This window comes from Vibrio sp. ZOR0018 (assembly GCF_963865925.1).
In the GTDB taxonomy this organism is placed as follows: Bacteria; Pseudomonadota; Gammaproteobacteria; order Enterobacterales; family Vibrionaceae; genus Vibrio; species Vibrio anguillarum.
Map to the genome: position 1 here is coordinate 1 of NZ_CAWMCN010000111.1, position 20,510 is coordinate 20,510.

Annotated in this window: 24 protein-coding genes; 8 read left to right on the plus strand and 16 right to left on the minus strand. The window is 45.9% G+C overall.

Annotation, left to right across the window (positions count from 1 at the left end; all coding sequences use genetic code 11):
• Positions 1-128: 128 nt before the first annotated feature.
• The 4 genes from rpoH to ftsY form a co-directional block, all read right to left on the minus strand.
• Positions 129-986: an RNA polymerase sigma factor RpoH gene (gene rpoH, locus AACR75_RS10070; RefSeq protein WP_013855491.1), complete on the minus strand. Its 858-nt coding sequence runs from the start codon at positions 984-986 to the stop codon at positions 129-131.
• 175 nt (positions 987-1,161) lie between these two features.
• Positions 1,162-2,130, minus strand: a complete 969-nt coding sequence (gene ftsX, locus AACR75_RS10075; RefSeq protein WP_013855492.1) for a permease-like cell division protein FtsX — start codon at positions 2,128-2,130, stop codon at positions 1,162-1,164.
• Positions 2,120-2,794, minus strand: a complete 675-nt coding sequence (gene ftsE / locus AACR75_RS10080; protein ID WP_010316903.1) for a cell division ATP-binding protein FtsE — start codon at positions 2,792-2,794, stop codon at positions 2,120-2,122. Before ftsE ends, ftsX begins: the two co-directional genes overlap by 11 nt.
• Positions 2,795-2,856: 62 nt before the next feature.
• Entirely contained in the window at positions 2,857-4,041 is a 1,185-nt protein-coding gene (gene ftsY / locus AACR75_RS10085) for a signal recognition particle-docking protein FtsY (RefSeq protein WP_047690012.1), read from the minus strand.
• 206 nt (positions 4,042-4,247) lie between these two features.
• On the opposite strand from ftsY, the gene rsmD reads away from it, so the two are divergent.
• Both rsmD and AACR75_RS10095 read left to right on the plus strand, forming a co-directional pair.
• Positions 4,248-4,847 carry a 16S rRNA (guanine(966)-N(2))-methyltransferase RsmD gene (gene rsmD, locus AACR75_RS10090; protein WP_026028287.1) on the plus strand — a complete coding sequence of 200 codons (600 nt, stop codon included), beginning with the start codon at positions 4,248-4,250 and terminating at the stop codon, positions 4,845-4,847.
• Positions 4,844-5,110 (plus strand): DUF1145 domain-containing protein, encoded by a 267-nt coding sequence (locus tag AACR75_RS10095; RefSeq protein WP_013855495.1) that lies wholly within the window; start codon positions 4,844-4,846, stop codon positions 5,108-5,110. The genes rsmD and AACR75_RS10095 overlap by 4 nt, the downstream gene beginning before the upstream one ends.
• Before the next feature lie 75 nt (positions 5,111-5,185).
• Here the strand turns inward: AACR75_RS10095 and AACR75_RS10100 are convergent, their stop codons facing one another.
• The 3 genes from AACR75_RS10100 to AACR75_RS10110 form a co-directional block, all read right to left on the minus strand.
• On the minus strand, positions 5,186-5,773 hold the full coding sequence (locus AACR75_RS10100) for a YhgN family NAAT transporter (protein WP_017048588.1): 588 nt from the start codon (positions 5,771-5,773) through the stop codon (positions 5,186-5,188).
• A 100-nt stretch (positions 5,774-5,873) separates the two neighbouring features.
• A complete protein-coding gene (locus AACR75_RS10105; RefSeq protein ID WP_013855503.1) occupies positions 5,874-6,497 on the minus strand; it encodes a lysoplasmalogenase in 624 nt (207 codons plus the stop codon).
• Positions 6,498-7,415: 918 nt separating this feature from the next.
• Positions 7,416-7,790, minus strand: coding sequence for a hypothetical protein (locus AACR75_RS10110; protein WP_026028288.1), 375 nt, complete (start codon positions 7,788-7,790; stop codon positions 7,416-7,418).
• A 220-nt stretch (positions 7,791-8,010) separates the two neighbouring features.
• On the opposite strand from AACR75_RS10110, the gene AACR75_RS10115 reads away from it, so the two are divergent.
• Positions 8,011-8,340 carry a DUF2500 domain-containing protein gene (locus tag AACR75_RS10115; protein WP_017044543.1) on the plus strand — a complete coding sequence of 110 codons (330 nt, stop codon included), beginning with the start codon at positions 8,011-8,013 and terminating at the stop codon, positions 8,338-8,340.
• On the opposite strand, the gene AACR75_RS10120 is transcribed toward AACR75_RS10115, so the two are convergent.
• Entirely contained in the window at positions 8,337-9,350 is a 1,014-nt protein-coding gene (locus AACR75_RS10120) for an acyltransferase (RefSeq protein WP_047690015.1), read from the minus strand. The two genes, AACR75_RS10115 and AACR75_RS10120, sit on opposite strands and share 4 nt — an antisense overlap.
• Before the next feature lie 220 nt (positions 9,351-9,570).
• Here AACR75_RS10120 and AACR75_RS10125 point away from each other — a divergent pair, with 220 nt between their 5' ends.
• A complete protein-coding gene (locus AACR75_RS10125; protein WP_013855507.1) occupies positions 9,571-10,041 on the plus strand; it encodes a Dps family protein in 471 nt (156 codons plus the stop codon).
• Positions 10,042-10,104: 63 nt separating this feature from the next.
• Here the strand turns inward: AACR75_RS10125 and AACR75_RS10130 are convergent, their stop codons facing one another.
• A complete protein-coding gene (locus AACR75_RS10130) occupies positions 10,105-11,331 on the minus strand; it encodes an EAL and HDOD domain-containing protein (RefSeq protein ID WP_013855508.1) in 1,227 nt (408 codons plus the stop codon).
• 36 nt (positions 11,332-11,367) lie between these two features.
• Positions 11,368-11,985, minus strand: a complete 618-nt coding sequence (rhtB, locus tag AACR75_RS10135) for a homoserine/homoserine lactone efflux protein (RefSeq protein WP_026028289.1) — start codon at positions 11,983-11,985, stop codon at positions 11,368-11,370.
• Positions 11,986-12,059: 74 nt separating this feature from the next.
• Here rhtB and AACR75_RS10140 point away from each other — a divergent pair, with 74 nt between their 5' ends.
• The 4 genes from AACR75_RS10140 to AACR75_RS10155 all read left to right on the plus strand — a co-directional run bounded on the left by AACR75_RS10140 (position 12,060) and on the right by AACR75_RS10155 (position 15,860).
• Positions 12,060-13,058 carry an alpha/beta fold hydrolase gene (locus tag AACR75_RS10140; RefSeq protein WP_047690017.1) on the plus strand — a complete coding sequence of 333 codons (999 nt, stop codon included), beginning with the start codon at positions 12,060-12,062 and terminating at the stop codon, positions 13,056-13,058.
• A gap of 150 nt (positions 13,059-13,208) precedes the next feature.
• Positions 13,209-14,036 carry a Cof-type HAD-IIB family hydrolase gene (locus tag AACR75_RS10145; RefSeq protein ID WP_013855511.1) on the plus strand — a complete coding sequence of 276 codons (828 nt, stop codon included), beginning with the start codon at positions 13,209-13,211 and terminating at the stop codon, positions 14,034-14,036.
• 189 nt (positions 14,037-14,225) lie between these two features.
• On the plus strand, positions 14,226-15,254 hold the full coding sequence (locus AACR75_RS10150) for a COG3650 family protein (protein ID WP_047690019.1): 1,029 nt from the start codon (positions 14,226-14,228) through the stop codon (positions 15,252-15,254).
• Complete coding sequence (locus AACR75_RS10155; RefSeq protein ID WP_017042049.1) at positions 15,255-15,860, plus strand: tRNA-uridine aminocarboxypropyltransferase; 606 nt, start codon at positions 15,255-15,257, stop codon at positions 15,858-15,860. It begins immediately after the preceding gene.
• On the opposite strand, the gene yigB is transcribed toward AACR75_RS10155, so the two are convergent.
• From yigB to lptM, 6 genes are read right to left on the minus strand one after another with little or no spacing between them, the layout of a single operon-like run.
• Positions 15,846-16,559 carry a 5-amino-6-(5-phospho-D-ribitylamino)uracil phosphatase YigB gene (yigB, locus tag AACR75_RS10160; RefSeq protein WP_019281800.1) on the minus strand — a complete coding sequence of 238 codons (714 nt, stop codon included), beginning with the start codon at positions 16,557-16,559 and terminating at the stop codon, positions 15,846-15,848. The genes AACR75_RS10155 and yigB overlap by 15 nt on opposite strands.
• Before the next feature lie 3 nt (positions 16,560-16,562).
• On the minus strand, positions 16,563-17,495 hold the full coding sequence (gene xerC / locus AACR75_RS10165; RefSeq protein ID WP_010319873.1) for a tyrosine recombinase XerC: 933 nt from the start codon (positions 17,493-17,495) through the stop codon (positions 16,563-16,565).
• Positions 17,467-18,171, minus strand: a complete 705-nt coding sequence (locus AACR75_RS10170) for a DUF484 family protein (RefSeq protein ID WP_047690023.1) — start codon at positions 18,169-18,171, stop codon at positions 17,467-17,469. The genes xerC and AACR75_RS10170 overlap by 29 nt, the downstream gene beginning before the upstream one ends.
• 24 nt (positions 18,172-18,195) lie before the next feature.
• Positions 18,196-19,026 carry a diaminopimelate epimerase gene (gene dapF / locus AACR75_RS10175; RefSeq protein ID WP_010319875.1) on the minus strand — a complete coding sequence of 277 codons (831 nt, stop codon included), beginning with the start codon at positions 19,024-19,026 and terminating at the stop codon, positions 18,196-18,198.
• 11 nt (positions 19,027-19,037) lie between these two features.
• On the minus strand, positions 19,038-20,291 hold the full coding sequence (lysA, locus tag AACR75_RS10180) for a diaminopimelate decarboxylase (protein WP_013855516.1): 1,254 nt from the start codon (positions 20,289-20,291) through the stop codon (positions 19,038-19,040).
• Between the two features lie 29 nt (positions 20,292-20,320).
• The gene (gene lptM / locus AACR75_RS18605; protein ID WP_033197445.1) at positions 20,321-20,440 is read right to left on the minus strand and encodes an LPS translocon maturation chaperone LptM; all 120 of its coding nucleotides are present in this window, start codon (positions 20,438-20,440) and stop codon (positions 20,321-20,323) included.
• Between the last annotated feature and the right edge of the window lie 70 nt (positions 20,441-20,510).

The following is a 20,510-nucleotide window of genomic DNA, read 5'->3' on the forward strand; positions in this document are numbered from 1 at the left end:
GGGCACTTCTGCGGGCAATAGCCCCAAGGTTCAATCACCACCGCCCAAGGCGGTGGTTTAGGGGTGACAATAAAAAAACCGAGATCGCAAGATCTCGGTTTTTAATGCGCTTCACAATGAGTCAGTGATTAGAACTCGCCGACAGCATCCTTTAGCTTCTTCATTGCATTTTTTTCTAGCTGACGAATACGCTCAGCTGAGACACCATACTCTTCCGCTAACTCTTGTAGCGTAGCTTTTTGATCATCCAACCAACGAGAGCGCACAATATGTTTACTGCGTTCATCTAAGCTAGCCAACGCCAAGCTTAAACGATTGTTGGTGTGATGCTCCCAATTCGCCGCTTCAATGTTATCCGCAAGATCCGAATGCTTATCTTCGAGATAAAGCACAGGTGCCGTGTAAGAAGAGCTCGAATCATCGTCTTCCGCCGACATTTCAAAGGTGGCATCTTGCGCGGCTAAGCGTGATTCCATTTCTCGCACTTCAGCCGGGTCAACGCCCAACTCACGGGCAACCGCTTCCACTTCACCGCTATTAAACCAGCCTAAACGCTTTTTCGATTTGCGTAGGTTGAAGAATAGCTTACGTTGCGCTTTCGTGGTCGCTATTTTTACAATGCGCCAGTTGCGTAACACGTATTCGTGAATTTCAGCTTTGATCCAGTGCACAGCAAAGGAAACCAGTCTCACCCCAACTTCTGGGTTGAAACGCTTCACCGCTTTCATTAAGCCAATATTGCCTTCCTGAACTAAATCCGCCATGGGCAGGCCATAACCAGAATAGCCACGAGCAACGTGAACAACGAATCGAAGGTGCGATAAGATCAACCCTTTCGCCGCTTCAATTTCACCTTTGTAATGTAATCGCTCTGCGAGTGACCGCTCTTCTTCCGCGCTCAGCATTGGGTAGCTGTTCACTGAACGAATGTAGCTGTCTAAGCTGTCTTGTGAAACGAGAGCCATTTGATACGTTTGGTTTGTCATTCAATTCCTCATCAATTTCTGATCTGGAGTAATGGATGTTTTTAACCCGACAATCTTGAACCTAAAATGAACAAGATTCAAGCAAGGGGAAACTATTATGCATAAACAAGTCGCCTATACAAGTGCTGTGGCTAAAGCTAGCCAACAGTTATTGCCTACATATGACAATATTCAACTAAACTGGTTCAATTTCTTTTAAATGACGCTGCGCAGATACTTTTGCCGCTACGCATCCTAAGAAAGTACCGAGCATCAACAGCAGTAAGGATTCATCCCAACTTAGGCCAATAAGACGAAAACGGCTGTCATACAGTAGGGCAAGATCTTCAACGGCACCGTTCAATAAAATAGTCACAAAAGCGGTTAACAGCCAAGCGGCGAATGCGCCCAACAAGCCAAACCACATGCCAGCATAGAGATAAGGACGCAAAATGTAGCGATCGGTGGCACCGATCAATTTCATGGTTTGGATCTCTTCTTTATTGGCTTGTACGTTAAAGCGCAAGGTGTTGCCCACAATGAGAAATACAGCGCCCAACATCAATACCGATAAACTCGCGACAATGATCGCCGCTAAAGTTCGAATGGCGTTTAACCTAGCAAGCCAATCTTCATCCAAGCGTACATCCGTGACGTCTTGTTCTGCTTGTATTTTTTTCGCCAGCGCTTTGATTTGCTCTTGCTGCTCAACCTGCGGGGTAACAATAAGCACGCCAGGTAAAGCGTAATCATCCAATAAACTAATGGCTTGTTCAAACCCGGCGTATTGACTCAGGTCATCCAATCCTTGCTGCGGTGAGATGTACTCCACGCTGGCGACATCGGCCAAACTTTCTAGCTCATCTTTCAACACCATAATTCGTGCTTCAGGTGTGCGCTCATGTAGATAGACACTAATCTGAGCAGGGCTGGTGACATTATTGGCTACAGACGCGATATTTTTGCTCAGCAGGTACATACAGGCTGGCATCGCAAGCGCCATCGAAATAACGGCGAGCGTTAAAATATTGCCGAGTGGGCGTGACCATAAACTTGAAAATGAGGCCTTGGCCTGCTTAAAGTGGATGGCTAAGAAACTATCGGTTTTGGCCCGTTTCGGTTCACGTGCTTTGGCATTCCTTTTATTCGACGACTTAACGGCCATAGTCTTCTACCTCGCTTAAAAAACCTTGGTTAAGTTCTAAATGACGATATTGAGGACGCGTGTTGACTAAGCTGATGTCGTGCGTCGCAAGCAAAATAGAGACTCCGGCACGGTTAAACTCTTCAAACAGTTTAAGCACACGGTTAGAAAGCTCTGGGTCTAAGTTACCCGTAGGCTCATCGGCCAGCAGTAAGGTAGGTCGGTTCACGACCGCTCTTGCGATACCCACTCGTTGCTGCTCACCTCCAGAAAGTTGGCTCGGTAAACAGCGTGCTTTGTCTAATAGATCAGTTTTATCCAGCGCGGCTGAGACGCGACGCTTAATTTCATTTTCTGAAATCGATTCAATGCGCATTGGCAATGCCACATTGTCGTAAACCGTTCTGTCCATCAGTAAGCGATGATCTTGAAACACGATGCCGATGTTGCGGCGTAAAAAGGGAATATCTTGATTGGGAATACGCGTAATATCGTGACCGTTAAAGCTGATGCGCCCATCGGTTGGACGCTCAATCGCACAGATTAACTTCAACAAGGTGCTTTTACCGGCTCCGGAGTGCCCACCCAAAAACGCCATTTCTCCTCGGCGTAGGTGAAAGTCGACCTTTTGCAGCGCCTGACGGCCTCCGCGATACGCTTTGCTGACTTGTTGAAACTTAATCACTCGCTATTCCTCTCACCAGTCTCCATTGGATGATGAGGTGCTCATTGAGCACCCACGCACACTTACTCTTCGCGGCTAAACAGAGCTTCAATAAATTGCTGCGTTTCAAACGGACGTAAATCGTCAATCCCTTCGCCAACCCCAATAAAGCGGATCGGAATTTCAAACTGATCGGCCAGCGCAAAAATAACGCCGCCTTTCGCCGTGCCATCCAGCTTGGTTAATGTGATCCCAGTCACCGGGGCCACTTCACTAAAGAGTTTGGCTTGGCTGATGGCGTTTTGCCCAGTAGCGGCATCTAACGTCAGCATCACTTCATGCGGCGCTGATTGATCAATTTTTTTCATGACGCGCACAATTTTACGCAACTCTTCCATGAGGTTGCTCTTGTTTTGCAAGCGACCAGCGGTATCGGCGATCACCACATCCACGCCACGTGCTTTGGCGGCCTCAATCGCATCATAAATCACTGATGCGCTGTCTGCGCCAGTGTGCTGCGCAATTACTGGTACGTTGTTACGCTCGCCCCACACCTGCAACTGCTCAACAGCCGCAGCACGAAAAGTATCGCCCGCCGCTAAGATCACTTTTTTACCTTGAGCTTGAAACTGTTTGGCCAACTTACCTATCGTGGTCGTTTTGCCTACGCCGTTGACGCCGACCATTAAAATAACGTAGGGCGTTTTTTGGCTATCGATCACTAACGGTTGCTCTACTTTGGCCAAAATGTCGGCCATTTCGTCTTTCAATAAACCGTAGAGTGCCTCTCCATCTTTCAACGCGTGGCGAGAGGCTTTTTCTGTCAGATTACTGATGATTTTGAGTGTGGTTTCCATCCCAACATCGGCAATCAGCAGTTGCTCTTCCAGCTCTTCAAACAGCTCATCATCAATTTTCTTACCTTTAAACAGACCAAAGAAACCCGCACCAATATTGGCTTTGGTTCGGCTAAGGCTGCGTTTTAAGCGTGCGAAAAAACTCTCGCTGGGTTTTTCTTGCTCTTGAATTCGTGCTTCTGCTTCTGCTTCTGCTTCTGCTTCTGCTTCTGCTTCTGCTTCTGCTAGCGCAGTGTGTGGCTCTTCGATGGGTTGAGCAACTGCCGTCGTTTCTTGTTCTTGCTCAGCATCAACTGGTTCGACAAGCGTAGATGGCTCAAGCACTTGTTCTGTTTCGCTGGTTGATTTACTTGATTCTTCGTCACCAAAACCGAGCCAAGAGAGTAATCCACGTTTCTTTTTTTCCGTCATCTGGGGATATCCTAGATCTACCTAACTAACTACGACCCTTTTCTTGAAGGATTATCCCTCGTAAGAAAAAGAAAAATGACAAAGCAGTGAAAACTTTCCAATTAGATTGGTAAACTTTGTCATTATTGAAATTCAATGGCTATACCAAACCCGTTTCGGGTTGGCAGATTGGGTATAGTATCACTTTATTAGCGGTCAAAAAATCTATGGTAAGACGTCGCCAACAAAACTCATCACAAAATAAGCCTTCAACGGGCTTTGTTCGCATTATTAGTGGCTTATGGAGAGGTCGTAAACTGCCTGTTCATGATGCCCAAGGTCTGCGTCCCACGACGGATCGCGTCAAAGAAACTCTTTTTAACTGGTTAGCACAGGAGATCCCTGGTGCACACTGCTTAGATTTATTTGCAGGCTCTGGCAGCCTTGGGTTTGAAGCCGCCTCAAGGCAAGCAGAATCCGTGACGCTGATTGAACTCAACCCGACGGCATTCAAACAGCTTGAACACAATATTGGTGCGCTCAACGCGACCAACTTACGAGCGATAAATAGTGATGCGCTGGCCTTTCTCAAGCAGCAAGGGACGCCTCACCACGTAGTGTTCATCGACCCGCCTTTTCGCCAAGGCTTATTAAGCGAAGCCGTCTCGCTTTTAGAACAAAATGGCTGGCTTGCTGATGAAGCGCTGATTTATATTGAGACGGAAAAAGAATTGGCGCTAGAAGGCATCCCTGCTAATTGGCATCTGCACCGTGAGAAAAACGCAGGCCAAGTCAGTTATCGACTATTTGAGAGGAGCTCGGAATGAGAGTGTTACTGGTACTTGCAAAAGCGGCGATTGCTTTTGTTTGGTTGATTCTATTACTGAATATCTTCATGCCGTTCCCCGGTAAAGCGGCGATTGCACTTTATATTATGACGGCATTTTTGTTCATTATGCACGGGCTACAAATGCTGATTTTTATCGGTGCGTTTGGTGACAAGATCAGCATGAGCCGTTGGGAAAAATGGTCGATTCTGGTATTTGGAGTCTTCGCGCTGCTCGATATCCGCCGCAAACACATGACGTAAGTTAACGGCATAAAGAAAGCAACATAGGAAAAGCCGCTTCAAGTTCACACGATAGGCGGCTTTTTTATCCCCGAATCACAGCCCCATATAGCTTTTTACGCCATTTAAGAACATTTGCGTTGAGATCATAACTAGCAATAATCCCATCAAACGCTCGACCGCTTTTAAACCGCGTTCACCCAGCACTTTGTGGAAGAAACCGTAGAACATCAAAATGATGAAAGTGGCGCCCCACGCGAGCAGTACAGAGGCTGACAGCTCAAGGAGTTTGTCAGGGTGCTGAGTCGAAAGAAGCAGTAAGGCCGCAATCACTGAAGGACCCGCGATCATCGGAATTGCCATCGGTACGATAAAGGGCTCTTCCCCCGCAGCTAATCCAGTAATGCTACCTGCACTAGGGAAAATCATTTTAATCGAGATGATGAAGAGAATGATACCGCCAGAAATGCTGAGAGTTTCCGGTTGCACGTGCAAAAAACCCATGATGTTTTTGCCAGCAAACAAGAACAGCATCAAAATGATCAACGCAAAACAAAGTTCGCGCACAAGCACAACACGGCGACGTTTGGGATCAAGGTGTTTTAAGATGGAGAGCATGACCGGCAGGTTGCCAAGCGGGTCCATGATCAAAAAAAGCATGGTCGCCGCCGATAAAATATCCATCTCTCACTACTCACATCGATTTAAAGTGGCAGCAGTATATCAGCCCAGTCATGAGATTTCGATGCTCCTGAAAGTAACGATATAGATGACGCGATAATGTTTACAAGGCCACCGAGGCAGAGATTAACGCTTGCGCTAATAAATAGCTGCCAGAAATAAGATAGCGCCCACAAGGCAATGGCCTGCGGTAATCGTGAATGGCTAACAAACTGGCCGAGAGCATCAGCACCAGACAGCCAACAAACCCGGCAAAGGCAGGCACTGTTTGCGTCTGCAGCCACAACTCTCCCGCCGCCCACGCCAACTGAACTAACATCATACCCATAATGGTTACGGGAAAGATCAAGGTGTCAATTTGCGGCAGCAATAGGAAAAAAGCCACAATACTGGTCGCAATCAAAAGGGCAGGTAGCCACCACACCATAGTGTCAGAAAGTTGCGCCCAGAAGGCTTTACTGTACATCAACTGTGCGACAAGAAAGCTAGCAAAACAGAGTTTTGAGTAGCGTTGCAACAGATGCAATGTGTCCGCGATTGCGGAAATAAGCAGACCGAGCGTGACCCATAAGATAGGAGAAGTGAGCTGCGTGGTATGGTTTAGAACTATCGCCACCAATAACAGCATACTGAGTGTTTTAAACATTACCGCTTGCTTGATTTTGTTACTTTCAACAGCCGAAATACTAATGAATCCAGACAAAGCAACGGAGAGCCAACTCCACATCTCATTTCCCCTTTAAAAATCTGCGGTCAGTGTAGGCATGTCATCATTGAAGTCCAGCAGATGAACGCAAAAATTGGATCTTGCTAGCGAATCGGAACGTTGGCTTTATTCAACAACAAAGAGTGGCGAAAACAATCAAAGCTCACTCTTTGCTCACTAACCCTCACTTTCAATCACCACAATGACACCCAGAGATATTCCTCTCATTTACAATACACAAACAAAGAAAAACCAACAAAAAACGACACTAAAACAGAAATTATAAAAATAAAAATAAAAATAAAAACAATGAATTAGACAAAAAACCAAAAGAAAAACCAGAACTTAAAGCCTCTAATAAAAAAACAGCAACAACTGACTTACTAACTAGCAAAAAAACTGGTTTAACCAATTTTATTGGCGAGAACATCTCATTATTAAATTAATTTTTCTCGAAAAATGAGAATTCACCAAACTCTGACAATGATAAGCCACCTAAGATAGTAAAACCAAAAAAAACCATACAAGCAACATCACATTAACCTAATAAAATTAAACAAATTCAACGAATTAAATAAATACAGATTAAAACAACACCAAGAAGAACATTATATAAACACACCAAAACAAGCACTAAACATTGCCAATATTCCCTGAATATGATTATGTTAAGGTGTTATTTTGGATACTTCATCAAATTGAGGTTGATCAACTAAACAAAGTAGTGCTATTCTCATATTCATAGAATGAAACCACAGAATAAAGGAGCAGTGTTATGATTTCTTCATCTCAAAAACAGGGACTTGTAATGATCGCGGTTATCGTAGGCCTAATGACACTGCCAATGATGTACTAAGTATCTAATTCCCAATAAAAAAAGAGGACACTTTCGTGTCCTCTTTTTTTATCTAACGATTGAGTAAAACAACCTAATACCATTTATGGCATTGTGACGTGTTTCGATAGGGCTTCCCAATGAAGATAGTAAAAAAGAAGCGCCGCTAACGTGATTAAGGTCATTAATGAAATGGCTACGCGCCAAATAAAGCGACCGCTGCGCGGAGTCAGCTCCTTCTCACATTCATCACACACACGAAGAAATGCTTTGCGATCTTCTAACTGATAGTTATCTTCATGCACAACTTTGTTACGAATAGTGGCAATGAACCTCAGCTTGCCCACCACATCATGTGGTAAACGCTCTTCACAGCTAGTCACCAATTGATGTAACCCCTTCCCCTCAGCGTGATATTGCTCTCTCAACAAGCTTTCCAATCGACGCGTTCGCAAAACCACTTTCTCAATATCTGACATTATCGCCCTCCTGTGCCAACTCTGGTGGCGCTCCATCTATTTTTATCATACTTCCCCACGAGATAGTTGAGCATTTTTGCTCGCTAACCTGCCGAGGAAATGTGATATCCGCCGGAAAAAAAACCGTCAAACCAATCAAACTCACGCTTTAGTAGCAAGCAACACTCCTTTGCCATATGTTGCACGCTAAAATGTCGCCTTCATCGCTAAGGAGTTCACCATGCCGCTTTCATTACTTATCGTTGTCGCTTTGTTAGTTATCTCTGCTATTTGGGTATTTAGCTATTTCTATCGTCGCCATGTACAAGGCGAAAACGCCCCCGAACGCACTGCTAATGTCACGATTATCGACAAGCAAGCCATCGTCATCCCTCATGCTCGTCCTGGGGAAGAGGATCAGGAGTTCTGGATTTACGTCCAAAAAGGCAAACTTGGCCCAAAGCGGGAATTTCAAGTCGGCGTGCATTATTACCATGCACTTAACCCAGGCGACCAAGGAATGCTGACTTATTGCGGACACAAGTTTCTACACTTTGCACTCAAACGTTAAGGTAATAACCAACGTGTTTTTGCAGAGCGAGCAACCCATATACTCACCACCAGTGATCCTGCGCCGCTTACGAGAATCCATAACGGGATCACCCATGCGGGATTCCCTTGATCCCACCCATACTCTTTTACAGGCCATAGAAAGATGGGATGTAATAAATAGATGCCTAAGCTGTGCTGGCTTATCACACTTACGACTTGCTTAGCACGAGCGGGCAATCTCTCAGCAAAATATCGACACACTATAAATATCATGCTGGCGGCTAACACAACGTTCAGTGTTTTATAAGAGAGCCAGCGACCAATCGTATACTCACCCGCTGCGACACTGTGGCTGACCACCATCCATACCGTCGTCAATAGTGCCAGACAGCCAAGCAGAATCGCCATACATAGCGTTACTCGGTTGAGTGGCACCTTCTGATAAAGCAAGTAACCCAACGGTAAATAACCAGCAAACAGCCATAGCTCATTGCTCCAAGGGCCATCAATACCACATAAAAATAAGGTGGTCGTCAGCAGCCACACGGCAACTAATGCGTACAGCGCTTTATCATCAACTCTTCGGACCAGCAGTTGTAGAAAAGGGATCACAAAATAAAGTGGGATAAAGTAATAAAAAAAACCTAAATGGTAATACGTTGCGTGGTGCGTACTGTTACTCAGCACCGCCTTTGCAACTTGCCCATCAAATCCACTCGCACTCCAGCCGGACAAATAAGTATAGAAGAGCGACCAAACGATAAATGGCAGCAAAACTTTGCCAAGACGTCGCTGAACATAATAACGCGCATCAAAAGGGCGACGATCACTGAGCATTAAGGCTCCAGTGATCAATATAAAGACTGGCACAGCCCAACGGCTTACACTATTGATGCCAACCGCAACCACCCACTGCTCAAAAGGAATATCGCCGAGTTGCTGCCGATAGGGGGCCAACACATGAATACCGATCACCGCTACAGCCGCCAAACAGCGCAATAAATCAAAAAAAATAACTCGTTTGGTCATAGTGCCTATCCACAGTGTTTTAAGGTTTCTACTATAAAGTTGAAATAGTTGGCTATGTAATCCGCAAGTCAGTTATCGGTAAAGGATCACTAATGCCATTATAATTAATAGCTAATACCTATCGAATAAATCAATCAAAACGAATTTATTTTGTTCACTTCAAGGTGCAATCTAATGCTTAACAAGAGAAATCACTTATCCATGACAACGAGGTGAACACATGACAACAAATTTGATCGGTTTAGATACCAACCAAAGCCAACAACTTGCACAAGCGTTAAACCAATTATTGGCTAACTACCAAGTGTTTTATATGAATACTCGTGGTTACCATTGGAATATCAAAGGAAAAGAGTTCTTTGAACTGCACGCAAAATTTGAAGAGATTTACACTGACATACAGGTCAAAATTGATGAGTTAGCGGAACGAGTTTTGACTTTAGGTTATCAACCGTTGCATAGCTTCAGCGCCTATTTAGCAACAGCACAAGTGTCAGAACACACTAACGCAACTAATGGTCAAGAAACCATGCAAGGATTGGTTAAGGGATTCAGTGTATTGATCCACCAGCAACGAGAAATTCTTGAAATTGCGACGCAGGCGGGAGATGAAGGCACTTCAGCACTGATGAGTGACTACATCCGCGAACAAGAGAAACTGGTATGGATGCTGAATGCTTGGCTGCAATAAACCCTAAGTTTGGGCAAACCGCCGTCGCTCATGACGGCGGTTTTTATATTCGCACGAAATTTATTACAGCAAACGATGAATATCTTGACTCCAGCGCTGCGCCGCCGAAAGCTCATCACTGACTTGATTTAATTCAAGCCCTAGCAGATCACAATGGCTTTCCACTCCTTGCCAGTCCGCTTGCTCAAAACACTCCTCAAGTGCCAACAGCTCGCCAATGGGTCCTTCACGCTTTTGCAATGCTAGTTTGACTACGTCACACAAGGGTAACTGCGCAACCAGCTCTTCAATTGAAATATCCAGTAAGGCATCTAACACAGAAAAAAGACCAATTAAAAAAGCTTGCTCGCGATGTTGACGAAATGAAGGATGCCCAGACATTAATTGGCAAAATTGAGCACGTTGCAAAGAGAGGTTATACAACTCTTTCGGCTTTTTAGCTGAGACAAATGAAGCAACGGCTAGTGATACAAAGGTTTTGAGTTTATCTTGACCAAGATAGACCAAGGCTTGACGAAAAGAGGAAATCGGCACGGATAAGCGATCAGACATAGTGTTGACGAATCTGAGCAACTTGTATGAGAGCGCTACATCTTGCGCGACAATGTATTCAATCCGTTCAAAATCAGCATTTGGCTTACAAACTTCTCGAAACAGCTCCAAGGCGATAATCTGCTCTGGTCCAACATAACGCTGCTTGATCATTTCTGGTTTACTAAAGAAATAACCTTGGAAAAAGCTAAAACCGGCATTACGTGTCACGGTGAACTGGTGATCCGTTTCAACTCGTTCCGCTAAATAACGACGCTTACTGCCTTCCGCTAAACGCTGACGTACAAACTCGCAAGCGTGATCTAAGCCCAGCGCCATAATATCGAGCTTGACGATGTGCACATAACTCAGAAAGCGTTCCCATTCTGGCGCATACACAAAGTCATCCAGCGCCACCAGATAGCCACGCCGATACAACTCTTTAATCGCCTCAAGCAGTTCATCCGTCGGCTCACAGGTTTCGAGCACTTCCACCACAATTTGTTCTCGCGGCAACGTTAAAGGCAGACGGCGAATTAAACTCTTGTAGGGAAAATTAATAAAACAACGTGATTTGGGAATATTGGGATTGATCCCCACCGCAAGAAAGTTTTCGACGATCAAGCGATACGTGGCTCGATTCGACTCAATGTGCGCTGGAAACGCGTTTTTTTCCCCATCACGAAAGAGCAATTCATAGCCAAGCGTATGCTGCTTGGCATTTAAGATCGGTTGTCGTGCGACATAAGAATAATGCATTAGTGATTAACAACTAATAATTGAGACATAGCCATCTTAGGACTTCGCCACTGCCAGTAGCGCTCCACAACCAATAAACATCGAGCCAAATACTCGGTTAATCTTACTCATGACACTCTCTGAACGAATAAAGCGCCCCATTCGTGCGGCTAAGGAGGTGTAACCAAGCATCACAATCGAATCAATGGTTACCGTGGTCACGCCTAACACCAACAATTGAATGAACTGATCTTGGGTTGGGTCAATAAATTGTGGAAAAAGCGCCACCAGAAAGACGATGGATTTAGGATTTGTCAGGTTGATCAACACCGCTCGACGCAATAAAGACCAACTCGTTTGCATTTGAGCCGTTGCATTGGTCATCATACTTGAACGATCACGCCATTTTTGAACACCTAACCACACCAGATACGCAGCACCAACCCACTTAATCACACTAAATGCCATGGCTGATTGTGCCACTAAGGCACCAATTCCGGCTCCCACCAACATGATGTGAAAAGCCAAACCCAATTGTAAACCCACAATCGCGGCTAGTGATTTACGTGTACCGTAGCTAAGGCCATTGCTGATGGAATTGACCGTACCTGAACCCGGCGCCAAACTAAACAGTATCGCGGTCACCACATAGGCAAGCCAAACATGAGTATCCATTGCAATTCCTCTCAACTAGACTAATCTAGCCTAAAAATGAACTATTCCTCGAATCTGTCCAATAAGAATAATCTATGAATCAGACGAGTCCAAACTCCCCACCTTATACTCAAGAGTCTTTCTTTGAGCAAGTGATCAATACCACGATTGCCGATTTCTGGCACTCCAGAGAAGAAGGTTTTATCAAATCTGCTGATAAAACAAAACTTTATTGGTGCAAACTTACCTCGCCTCAACACTCAAAGGCGATCTTCGTCGTCAACGGAAGAATTGAATCTTGCTGGAAATATCAGGAGCTATTTTATGATTTTTTCCAACAAGGTTATGATATTTATTCTTTTGATCACCGTGGCCAAGGGCTTTCTGATCGATTAATCGACGATCCACAAATCGGCCATGTCGGTGAATTTGATGACTACATTTTAGACATGCAGCGTGTCATTGAGCACTTTGACTTAAGCCATTATGCACAACGTTTTCTCGTCGCCCACTCGATGGGCGGTGCCATTGCGACCCGGTATGTACAAACATACCCTCAACACCCATTTGCGGCTATGGTGCTCAGCGCGCCAATGTTTGGTGTCAACATGCCATGGCAATTACGTCCTATCGCCATGACACTGAGCCAAGTGCTGACGGCGATGTATAGCAAACCAACCTATGCGCCAGGCTATCAAGCCTATTCGGCAAAGCCTTTTGAGATTAACCCATTAAGTCAAAGTCAGGTGCGTTACCAATGGTTTCGAGACCTGTACCAACGCAAACCCGAATTGCAAGTCGGCGGCCCTAGCACGTGCTGGGTATGGCAAGGGCTCATGGCAGCGAAGCTGTGTCAAATGATGACTCGTCAAGTGAAGTTACCAACACTCATCTTGCAAGCAGGGCAGGATGAGATTGTCAGTAATGCGGATCAAATTCGCTTTGTCACTAAGCTGGCGAAAACCAATCCATTTAGCAAGCTGGTTATCATTGAAGGAGCAAAGCATGAGCTCTTTTTTGAAAAGGATTGCTATCGAAACCAAGCACTTGATGAGCTATTTAAGCAATTCCAATCTCTTGAGAACACGGTTTAATCACGGTGTTAGAACTGAGCAAATAGAGGAAATTTCAATTGAGAGTTTTACCCTCTTTTTCCTCTTTAAGATGGCGTAAACTAAGCCACACCAAAGTTTCTCCACCATCTGCGATCTGCAAACCAAATCGACCATGATAATGAGGGTTTTATGACCACCGAATGTAAAGAGCACGCGATTCATATCGTGGCGTCCGATCTCGACGGTACACTACTTGCGCCAAACCACCAATTGAGCGAATTCACCAAGCAAACGCTACAAGCACTTCACCAAAAAGGCTTTACTTTCATCTTCGCTACCGGTCGCCATCACGTTGATGTGGCGGGTATTCGCCAGTTAGCGGGCATTCCAGCCTACATGATTACTTCCAATGGTGCGCGCGTTCACGATCAACATGACAACCTGATGTACAGTAAAAATGTACCGCAAGAATTGGTACAGCCCGTCATTGATGTGTTTAAGCAAAACCCTGATATTTTTGTTCACATCTATCAAGATGAATCGTGGTTATTGAATAAAGAAGATGAAACGCTGCGTGATTTCCACGAAGAATCCGGCTTTAGCTACCAAGTATTTGATGTCAATAACGCACCTACCGAGGGCGTCGCCAAAATATTCTTCACCCACCCAGCGCAAGATCATGAGTTATTAGCTCAGTTTGAAGAACGCTTAAACGATATTTTTGGCGACAAACTGAACGTCGCCTTCTCAACACCTTGGTGTTTGGAAGTGATGGCAGCAGAAGTGTCGAAAGGGGATGCGCTCAAAGCCGTTGCAGAATCATTAAACCTGACCCTAGATAACTGTATTGCGTTTGGCGATGGTATGAACGATGTGGAAATGCTGTCGATGGCTGGTAAAGGCTTGGTGATGGGCACATCGCATCAAAAAGTGTTCAATGCACTGCCGAATAACACAGTGATTGGTAGCAATGCAGAAGACGCCGTGGCTCACTATTTGCGTGAACATTTATTGTAACAGCAGCCTGCAGTAACGAGCGGTCACAAAACACAGCGCCATTTGAGCGCTGTGTTTTTGTTCATAACGGCTTCACGATTTATCTCTGATTCTTGTCCGCGGGTTGTTAAATTCACACCCATCAGTTCAATTTGCCAGCGCCTTTGTGCCATAATCTAGCCTCGTTGCATTGCCCAAAAAGAGTCTGCTATGAAAGTGCTTCACTGTTCCGCGCTGTTATTGACCACGTTAATGCTGCAAGCCTGTGCGACACACAACGCATCACTGCCACCAGCCGTACCGATGGCGAGTTTGGATAAACCCAGTTCAATCAAAGCACAGCCCTTTATTATGCGTGGAGAAGTCGTGGTAGGTCATGAGGCGCAAACCTTTACACCTTGTGGTAGCAATCAACAATATTGGCTAGCACTGACACCACAGCAGACTCAGCAAGCCTTGAGTTTGGCTCGCTCGCCTTATCAGCCTTTGTATGGCGAACTCATTGGTACTTTATCAGCGCCAAGCCGCACAGGCTTCGATGCCGATTCCAGCGCACGTTTCAACGTGACCAGCATCAATATGCTCAGTGCTGAAAATCCTAAACGCTGCAATCAACCACTCAAACCGACACGCGCTTTTGGCAACGAACCGTCATGGTCCATCCACTTTGAAGGGAAAAACCTTAACTTTCAAACCATCAGCGGTGAAACTCAAACATTCGCTATCACAAAAAGTCAGCTATCCGAAACCAAGCGCGAGTACCAAATGAATCAAGGTTCGCTGCTCCTCACACAAAAAATGTGCAGTGACGGGATGAGTGACTCGCTGTACGGCTGGAGTTCCACCTTAAAGGTCGGTGAGAAAAGCTATCAGGGGTGTGCCACCTTAGGTAATAGTGATGCGACGCTTCCATGGGTTGGGGCTTATCATGCTACTTCGACCCAAAATAGGGATTTCACGATTCGTTTGCAACTGAATGCGGATCATACTGCTAGCACTCATTATGACTACAACGATGGTCAGCCATCGACCGTTGAAAAGGGGTTTTGGCAACCATTAAACCTAAATCAGATCCAAGTTGTCATGACGCGCCACCAGCAACAATATCTGCTTTCTGAACGTATCTTTACTCGCACTGGTTACCAACTGAAAGCAGAAAAAGAGAAGGTGGGCGATGTTCTCTACCCTATCGCCAATGGCGGTTTAACGTTATTTTCTGAAAATATCGAGACACCATAAGTGACCAGACCGTGCCCTTGCCCAGTTTGCCATTTTAGCTATCAATGCCTCTGTTCACTGCAACCAACACTGGATAGCCAACTGCGCATTGCACTACTAATGCATGAAAATGAACCGCATCGAGCGACCAATACTGGCAAACTGCTGCTGCGTAGCTTGCCCAATTCCTCAGTGTACATCTGGGACCGAGTCTCTACGGCGAAATCATTACAAAAGAGAATTCTGGATGAGAAGTTAAACGCTGTGGTTATTTTCCCTTCGACGCGCAGTCAATCGCTCACCGAATACCAATCTCTCTCAACGTCTGACACTCAGGAAATCGTGTTTATTATCCTGGATGGGACATGGCAAGAAGCCAAGAAGATGCTCAATAAGAGCCCTTGGTTATCCGATTTACCGCAGCTACACCTCACCCCAAATCAAATCTCTCAGTATGGATTAAGGCGAAATCAAGATGCTGGTCATTTATGCACGTTAGAAGTGGGCGTTGAGCTGCTCAACTCTCTTGGAGAACCAAATAACGCGAGAGAGTTACGCGCGTTTTTTACTTACTATCTCAAGGCTTTTCAAGCGGATAAAAGCGGTCACGCCCTAAAGCTGCAGTAATGAATCCAGTTGATGGATTTCAATATCAGGCAAAACTTTGGCCTTACGACTGGCGAGCAAGGTTTGGCCTTGATCGTTATACCAACAGGCTTGGAAACCATTGCTTTTTGCGCCTTGCACATCGGTTATCAGATGATCACCAACGTGTAAAATCGAGGCTGCAGGTAGCTGTAATGCAGCCTGCGCTTTGTCAAAAAGATCCGGATACGGCTTGGCCAAGCCATCGGGACCCGCTTTAAAAATTTGTTGAAAATAATGCCCCAAGCCAATTTTGTGCGGGTCAACATTGCCGTTGGTAATCGCCACTAACGGCATGCGCTTTGCCAGTTCGGTCATCACGCGGTGCGTCTTCTCTGGCACCGTGATTAAGTGACGTAACCGCAACACTTCTTCAATGGCATTCTGCGCAGCCTGTAAAGCAAGTTGCGGCGAATAGCCTAACTGAATTAAGCCTTGTTCTATCTGCTTAAATCGCCACTGAGTGACATCATGGCCGAGCAGTGGCTCTTGCAGCGCCAGTTGCTGTTTAAGTTGCTGCCACCAACTTATCGGACGCGTCGCGGAAAGCGGATGATGAGTGTGCAGCCACACGACCATTTGCTGCTCAACATGACGGATCACTGGATGGTTGTCATACAGCGTGTCGTCCAAATCAAAGCTCATCGCTCTAATGGGGCCGATATTGCGATAAAAGTGCATGCGTTACTCGCTCTGTTTCTTTTTACGTGCTCTTGGGTGCGCTTGGTCATAGGCCTGCGCAAGATGTTGAAAGTCCAAATGAGTATAGATTTGCGTCGTCGAAATGTTCTCATGACCCAGCAACTCTTGCACAGCACGTAAATTATTGCTCGATTCAAGCATGTGAGTCGCAAAAGAGTGGCGCAGTTTATGTGGGCTAATATGGCTAGCCACCGCCTGCTTTTGCCCCCACTCGGCCATGCGTTTTTGTACGTTGCGATGCGAAATACGAACACCCAGCTTTGAAACAAACAAGCTTTGCTCATCAGCGTTCGCAAACTGCGTCCGTATTTTCAACCAATGCGCCACCCATTCTTTGGCTTGGCCAGCAAAAGGCACCTTACGTTCTTTATCCCCTTTACCCACCACTCGAATCTCGCCGCGGCTAAAGCTCAGGTCTTTTACGTTAATGCTGACGAGCTCCGCTAAACGCAACCCAGCACCATACATCAATTCCATCATGGCTCGATCGCGCACTGATAGCGGATCATCATCCTTGACTTCGAGTAGTTGTGCGACTTCATCCACATCTAAGTTTTTCGGTAACGGGCGTTTTTTACGCGGTGCTGCAACGCCTTTGGCCGGGTTAGCTGTCAATTCACCACGCAAGATCAAGAAATCAAAAAAACTGCGCAATGAAGAGAGACGCGTCGCTAAACTGCTGGCTTTCATCCCTTCACGCATCCCTTTGCTCGCCAGCTGTCGCACCCAAGCGGCATCGACTTGTTGCCATTGATTCAGCCCCATCTGCACCAAATGCTGCGCCATGGTTTCCAGCTGTTGTTTGTAATTGCGTTGGGTGTGCAAGCTCAACCCTTTCTCGCTCCGCAGATATTCATAGAAGCGAGTTAAGGGCTGCTGTAAGCCGTTAGGCAGAGGTGTGGCTGATTCGGTCATGCTCAATCGGTTGCCAAGATAGAGTCTCAATTAAATGAGAGAGAACTAACGCCAAATGACGTAAAAAGAGGGTATCCATACTCGGTTGAAAATGGCCGCCATCTTCACTTGCAAACGCTAATACGCCTTGTGATGAGCGCTTACCTAATGGTAGCACCACATACGAACCCATTTCTGGCACAGCGGTTTGTTCACCAAATAACGCTTGGCGATCCAACTTTTTCATACGCCCTAAATAAGCATTTTTGCCATTAAAATGGTTAGTTGAAAAACGCTGCCATTGCTCTTGGGTCAATTGATAATCGGTTTCAGGCGAGGCCAGTAAACGAATATACGCTACCAAACCTAAGGTTTGCGCTTTGTTTTCTATTGCCTTGCATACTTGCGGCATTGAATGACATTTTAAGATCTGCTCTTGCAGATCCATAAATTCGTGGAAAGTGCGGTCATTATTGGCCGCTAATGACATAAAGGCGGTGATCTCTTCCTCTAACTCCTCAATTCTCTGGCGCTGACGATTCAGTTGTACATGCACCAAAGAGACCGCACCTTGTTGATGGTGCGGCAAGGAGAGCCTGTCAACCAGCTCTAAACGCTGGAGGAAAAAATCTGGGTGATCTCGTAAATATTCAGCCACAACTTCGGCTGTGAGTGCATCCGCTTCAACGTGTGACAAAATGATTCCTTATCTTACTTAACCCTAACAAGAGACTTGACCATCAAACACATGAGTCGCAGGGCCTGTCATATAGAGTGGCTTACCCGGCCCTTGCCAGTGGATCTCTAACGAGCCACCAGGTAAGTGTACTGTCACCTCTTCCGCCAATAACCCTTGAAGAATACCAACGGCAACCGCGCCACACGCGCCACTGCCACACGCTTGAGTTTCACCCGCGCCACGTTCATAAACACGTAGCTTCACTTCATTTCGATTCAGCACTTGCATGAAGCCTGCGTTAACACGCTCTGGAAAACGCTCATGAGATTCAAGCAGTGGACCCAAAATTTCAACCTCAGCGGTTGTCACATCCTCCACCACTGTCACCACATGCGGATTGCCCATACTCACCGCCCCGCAGAACAAGGTTTTCTCTTCAACGCGCATGATGTAAGTTTTCTCTGCCTGTTTGGCTCGAAATGGAATCTTATTAGGCTCAAATTCTGGTATGCCCATGTTGACGGTGATTTGATCATCCTCTTCAACATTTAAAACCATTTTGCCTTTTTTAGTCGTGACTCCAATGCTGTACTTATTGGTCAGCCCTTTCATCCGCACAAAGCGAGCAAAGCAACGTGCGCCGTTGCCACACTGTTCGACTTCGCTGCCATCGGCATTAAAAATACGGTAGTGAAAATCACTTTCCGGATCATACGGCGCTTCAACCACTAATAGCTGATCAAACCCCACGCCAGTATGACGATCCGCCAAGCGGCGGATCAAATCAGGGGAGAAGAAGACGTTTTGTGTAATGCAATCAACGACCATGAAGTCATTACCCAAACCGTGCATTTTAGAAAAATGGAAATGCATAATGCTTCAATTTACTCCGGCAGAATACGCTCTAATGCCCATAGGCTCGATAGTGCTTCACGCTGACGAACAAGGTGGGTTTGTGCACCATCCACCATCACTTCCGCCACGCGAGTACGTGTATTATAGTTCGAAGACATCACAAAACCGTAAGCTCCTGCTGAGCGAACCGCCAGTAGATCTCCCTCATCCAAGACCAATGAACGATCTTTACCCAAGAAGTCACCGGTTTCACAAATAGGCCCAACCAAGTCATAGGTTAGCGCTTCACCTTGGCGCGGCACAACAGGAACAATATCTTGCCAAGCTTGATAAAGCGCTGGGCGCATCAAATCGTTCATCGCCGCATCAATAATGGCAAAATTTTTGTGTTCGGTATGTTTGAGAAACTCTACTTTCGTCAACAACACGCCCGCGTTAGCCGCAATAGCACGTCCCGGTTCAAAAATCAGTTCGAGATCTTGATGGTTACTCAAACGCGCCAACAAGGCTTTGGCATAATCGGAAGGCTGCGGGGGTAACTCATCGCGATACACCACACCTAAACCACCACCAACATCCAAATGTTTAATGGTGATCCCTTCCTCTTTAAGCTGATCAATTAACGCAAGTAAGCGATCGGTTGCATCAATAAAAGGGGCAATGGCGGTCAGTTGAGAGCCAATGTGGCAATCAATACCGTGAATGCTGAGATTCTCTAGGCTTTGTGCCAAGCGATAAACATCCAGTGCACGGTCAAAAGCAATACCAAACTTATTGTCACGCAAACCGGTTGAAATATAAGGGTGGGTTTGTGCATCCACATCAGGGTTGATGCGCAGTGAAATCGGTGCTTTCACACCCAGCTCGCCAGCCACTTTATTTAAACGTGCTAATTCAGGCTCTGATTCAACGTTAAAGCATTTAATCTTGAGCTCCAACGCGCGTTTCATTTCCGCTTCCGTTTTACCTACGCCAGAAAATACCACTTTCGCCGGGTCACCACCCGCCACCACAACACGCTCTAGCTCTCCTGCCGAAACAATATCAAAACCTGACCCTAAACGCGCCAACGTGTTTAATACGCCTAAGTTTGAGTTAGCCTTCACCGCATAACACACCAGATGAGGGTGTTCGCCTACCGACTTATCAAAAGCATGCCAGTGACGCTCTAAAGTAGCGCGAGAATAGACATACAAAGGCGTGCCGTATTGCTCAGCCAACTCTGTTAATGCGACATTTTCAGCCCAAAGCTGACCATCGTCCTGATAATTGAAGTAATCCAAAATTCGTTTCCTTTAAGCTAAATCAATGACTATGGCTGAGGTTGTTCACTCTGCTCAGGCTCTGCTGGCATGTATAACGGCCCGGTTTGACCACACCCTGCGAGAGCAAGGAGTGACAACATAAAAAGTGCAGCGATTGATTTTTTCATTTTGCATGTCGTGATTATTGAGTCAATGCCCCCTATAATCGCACCACAATCAGGAAAAGCAATAGGATAG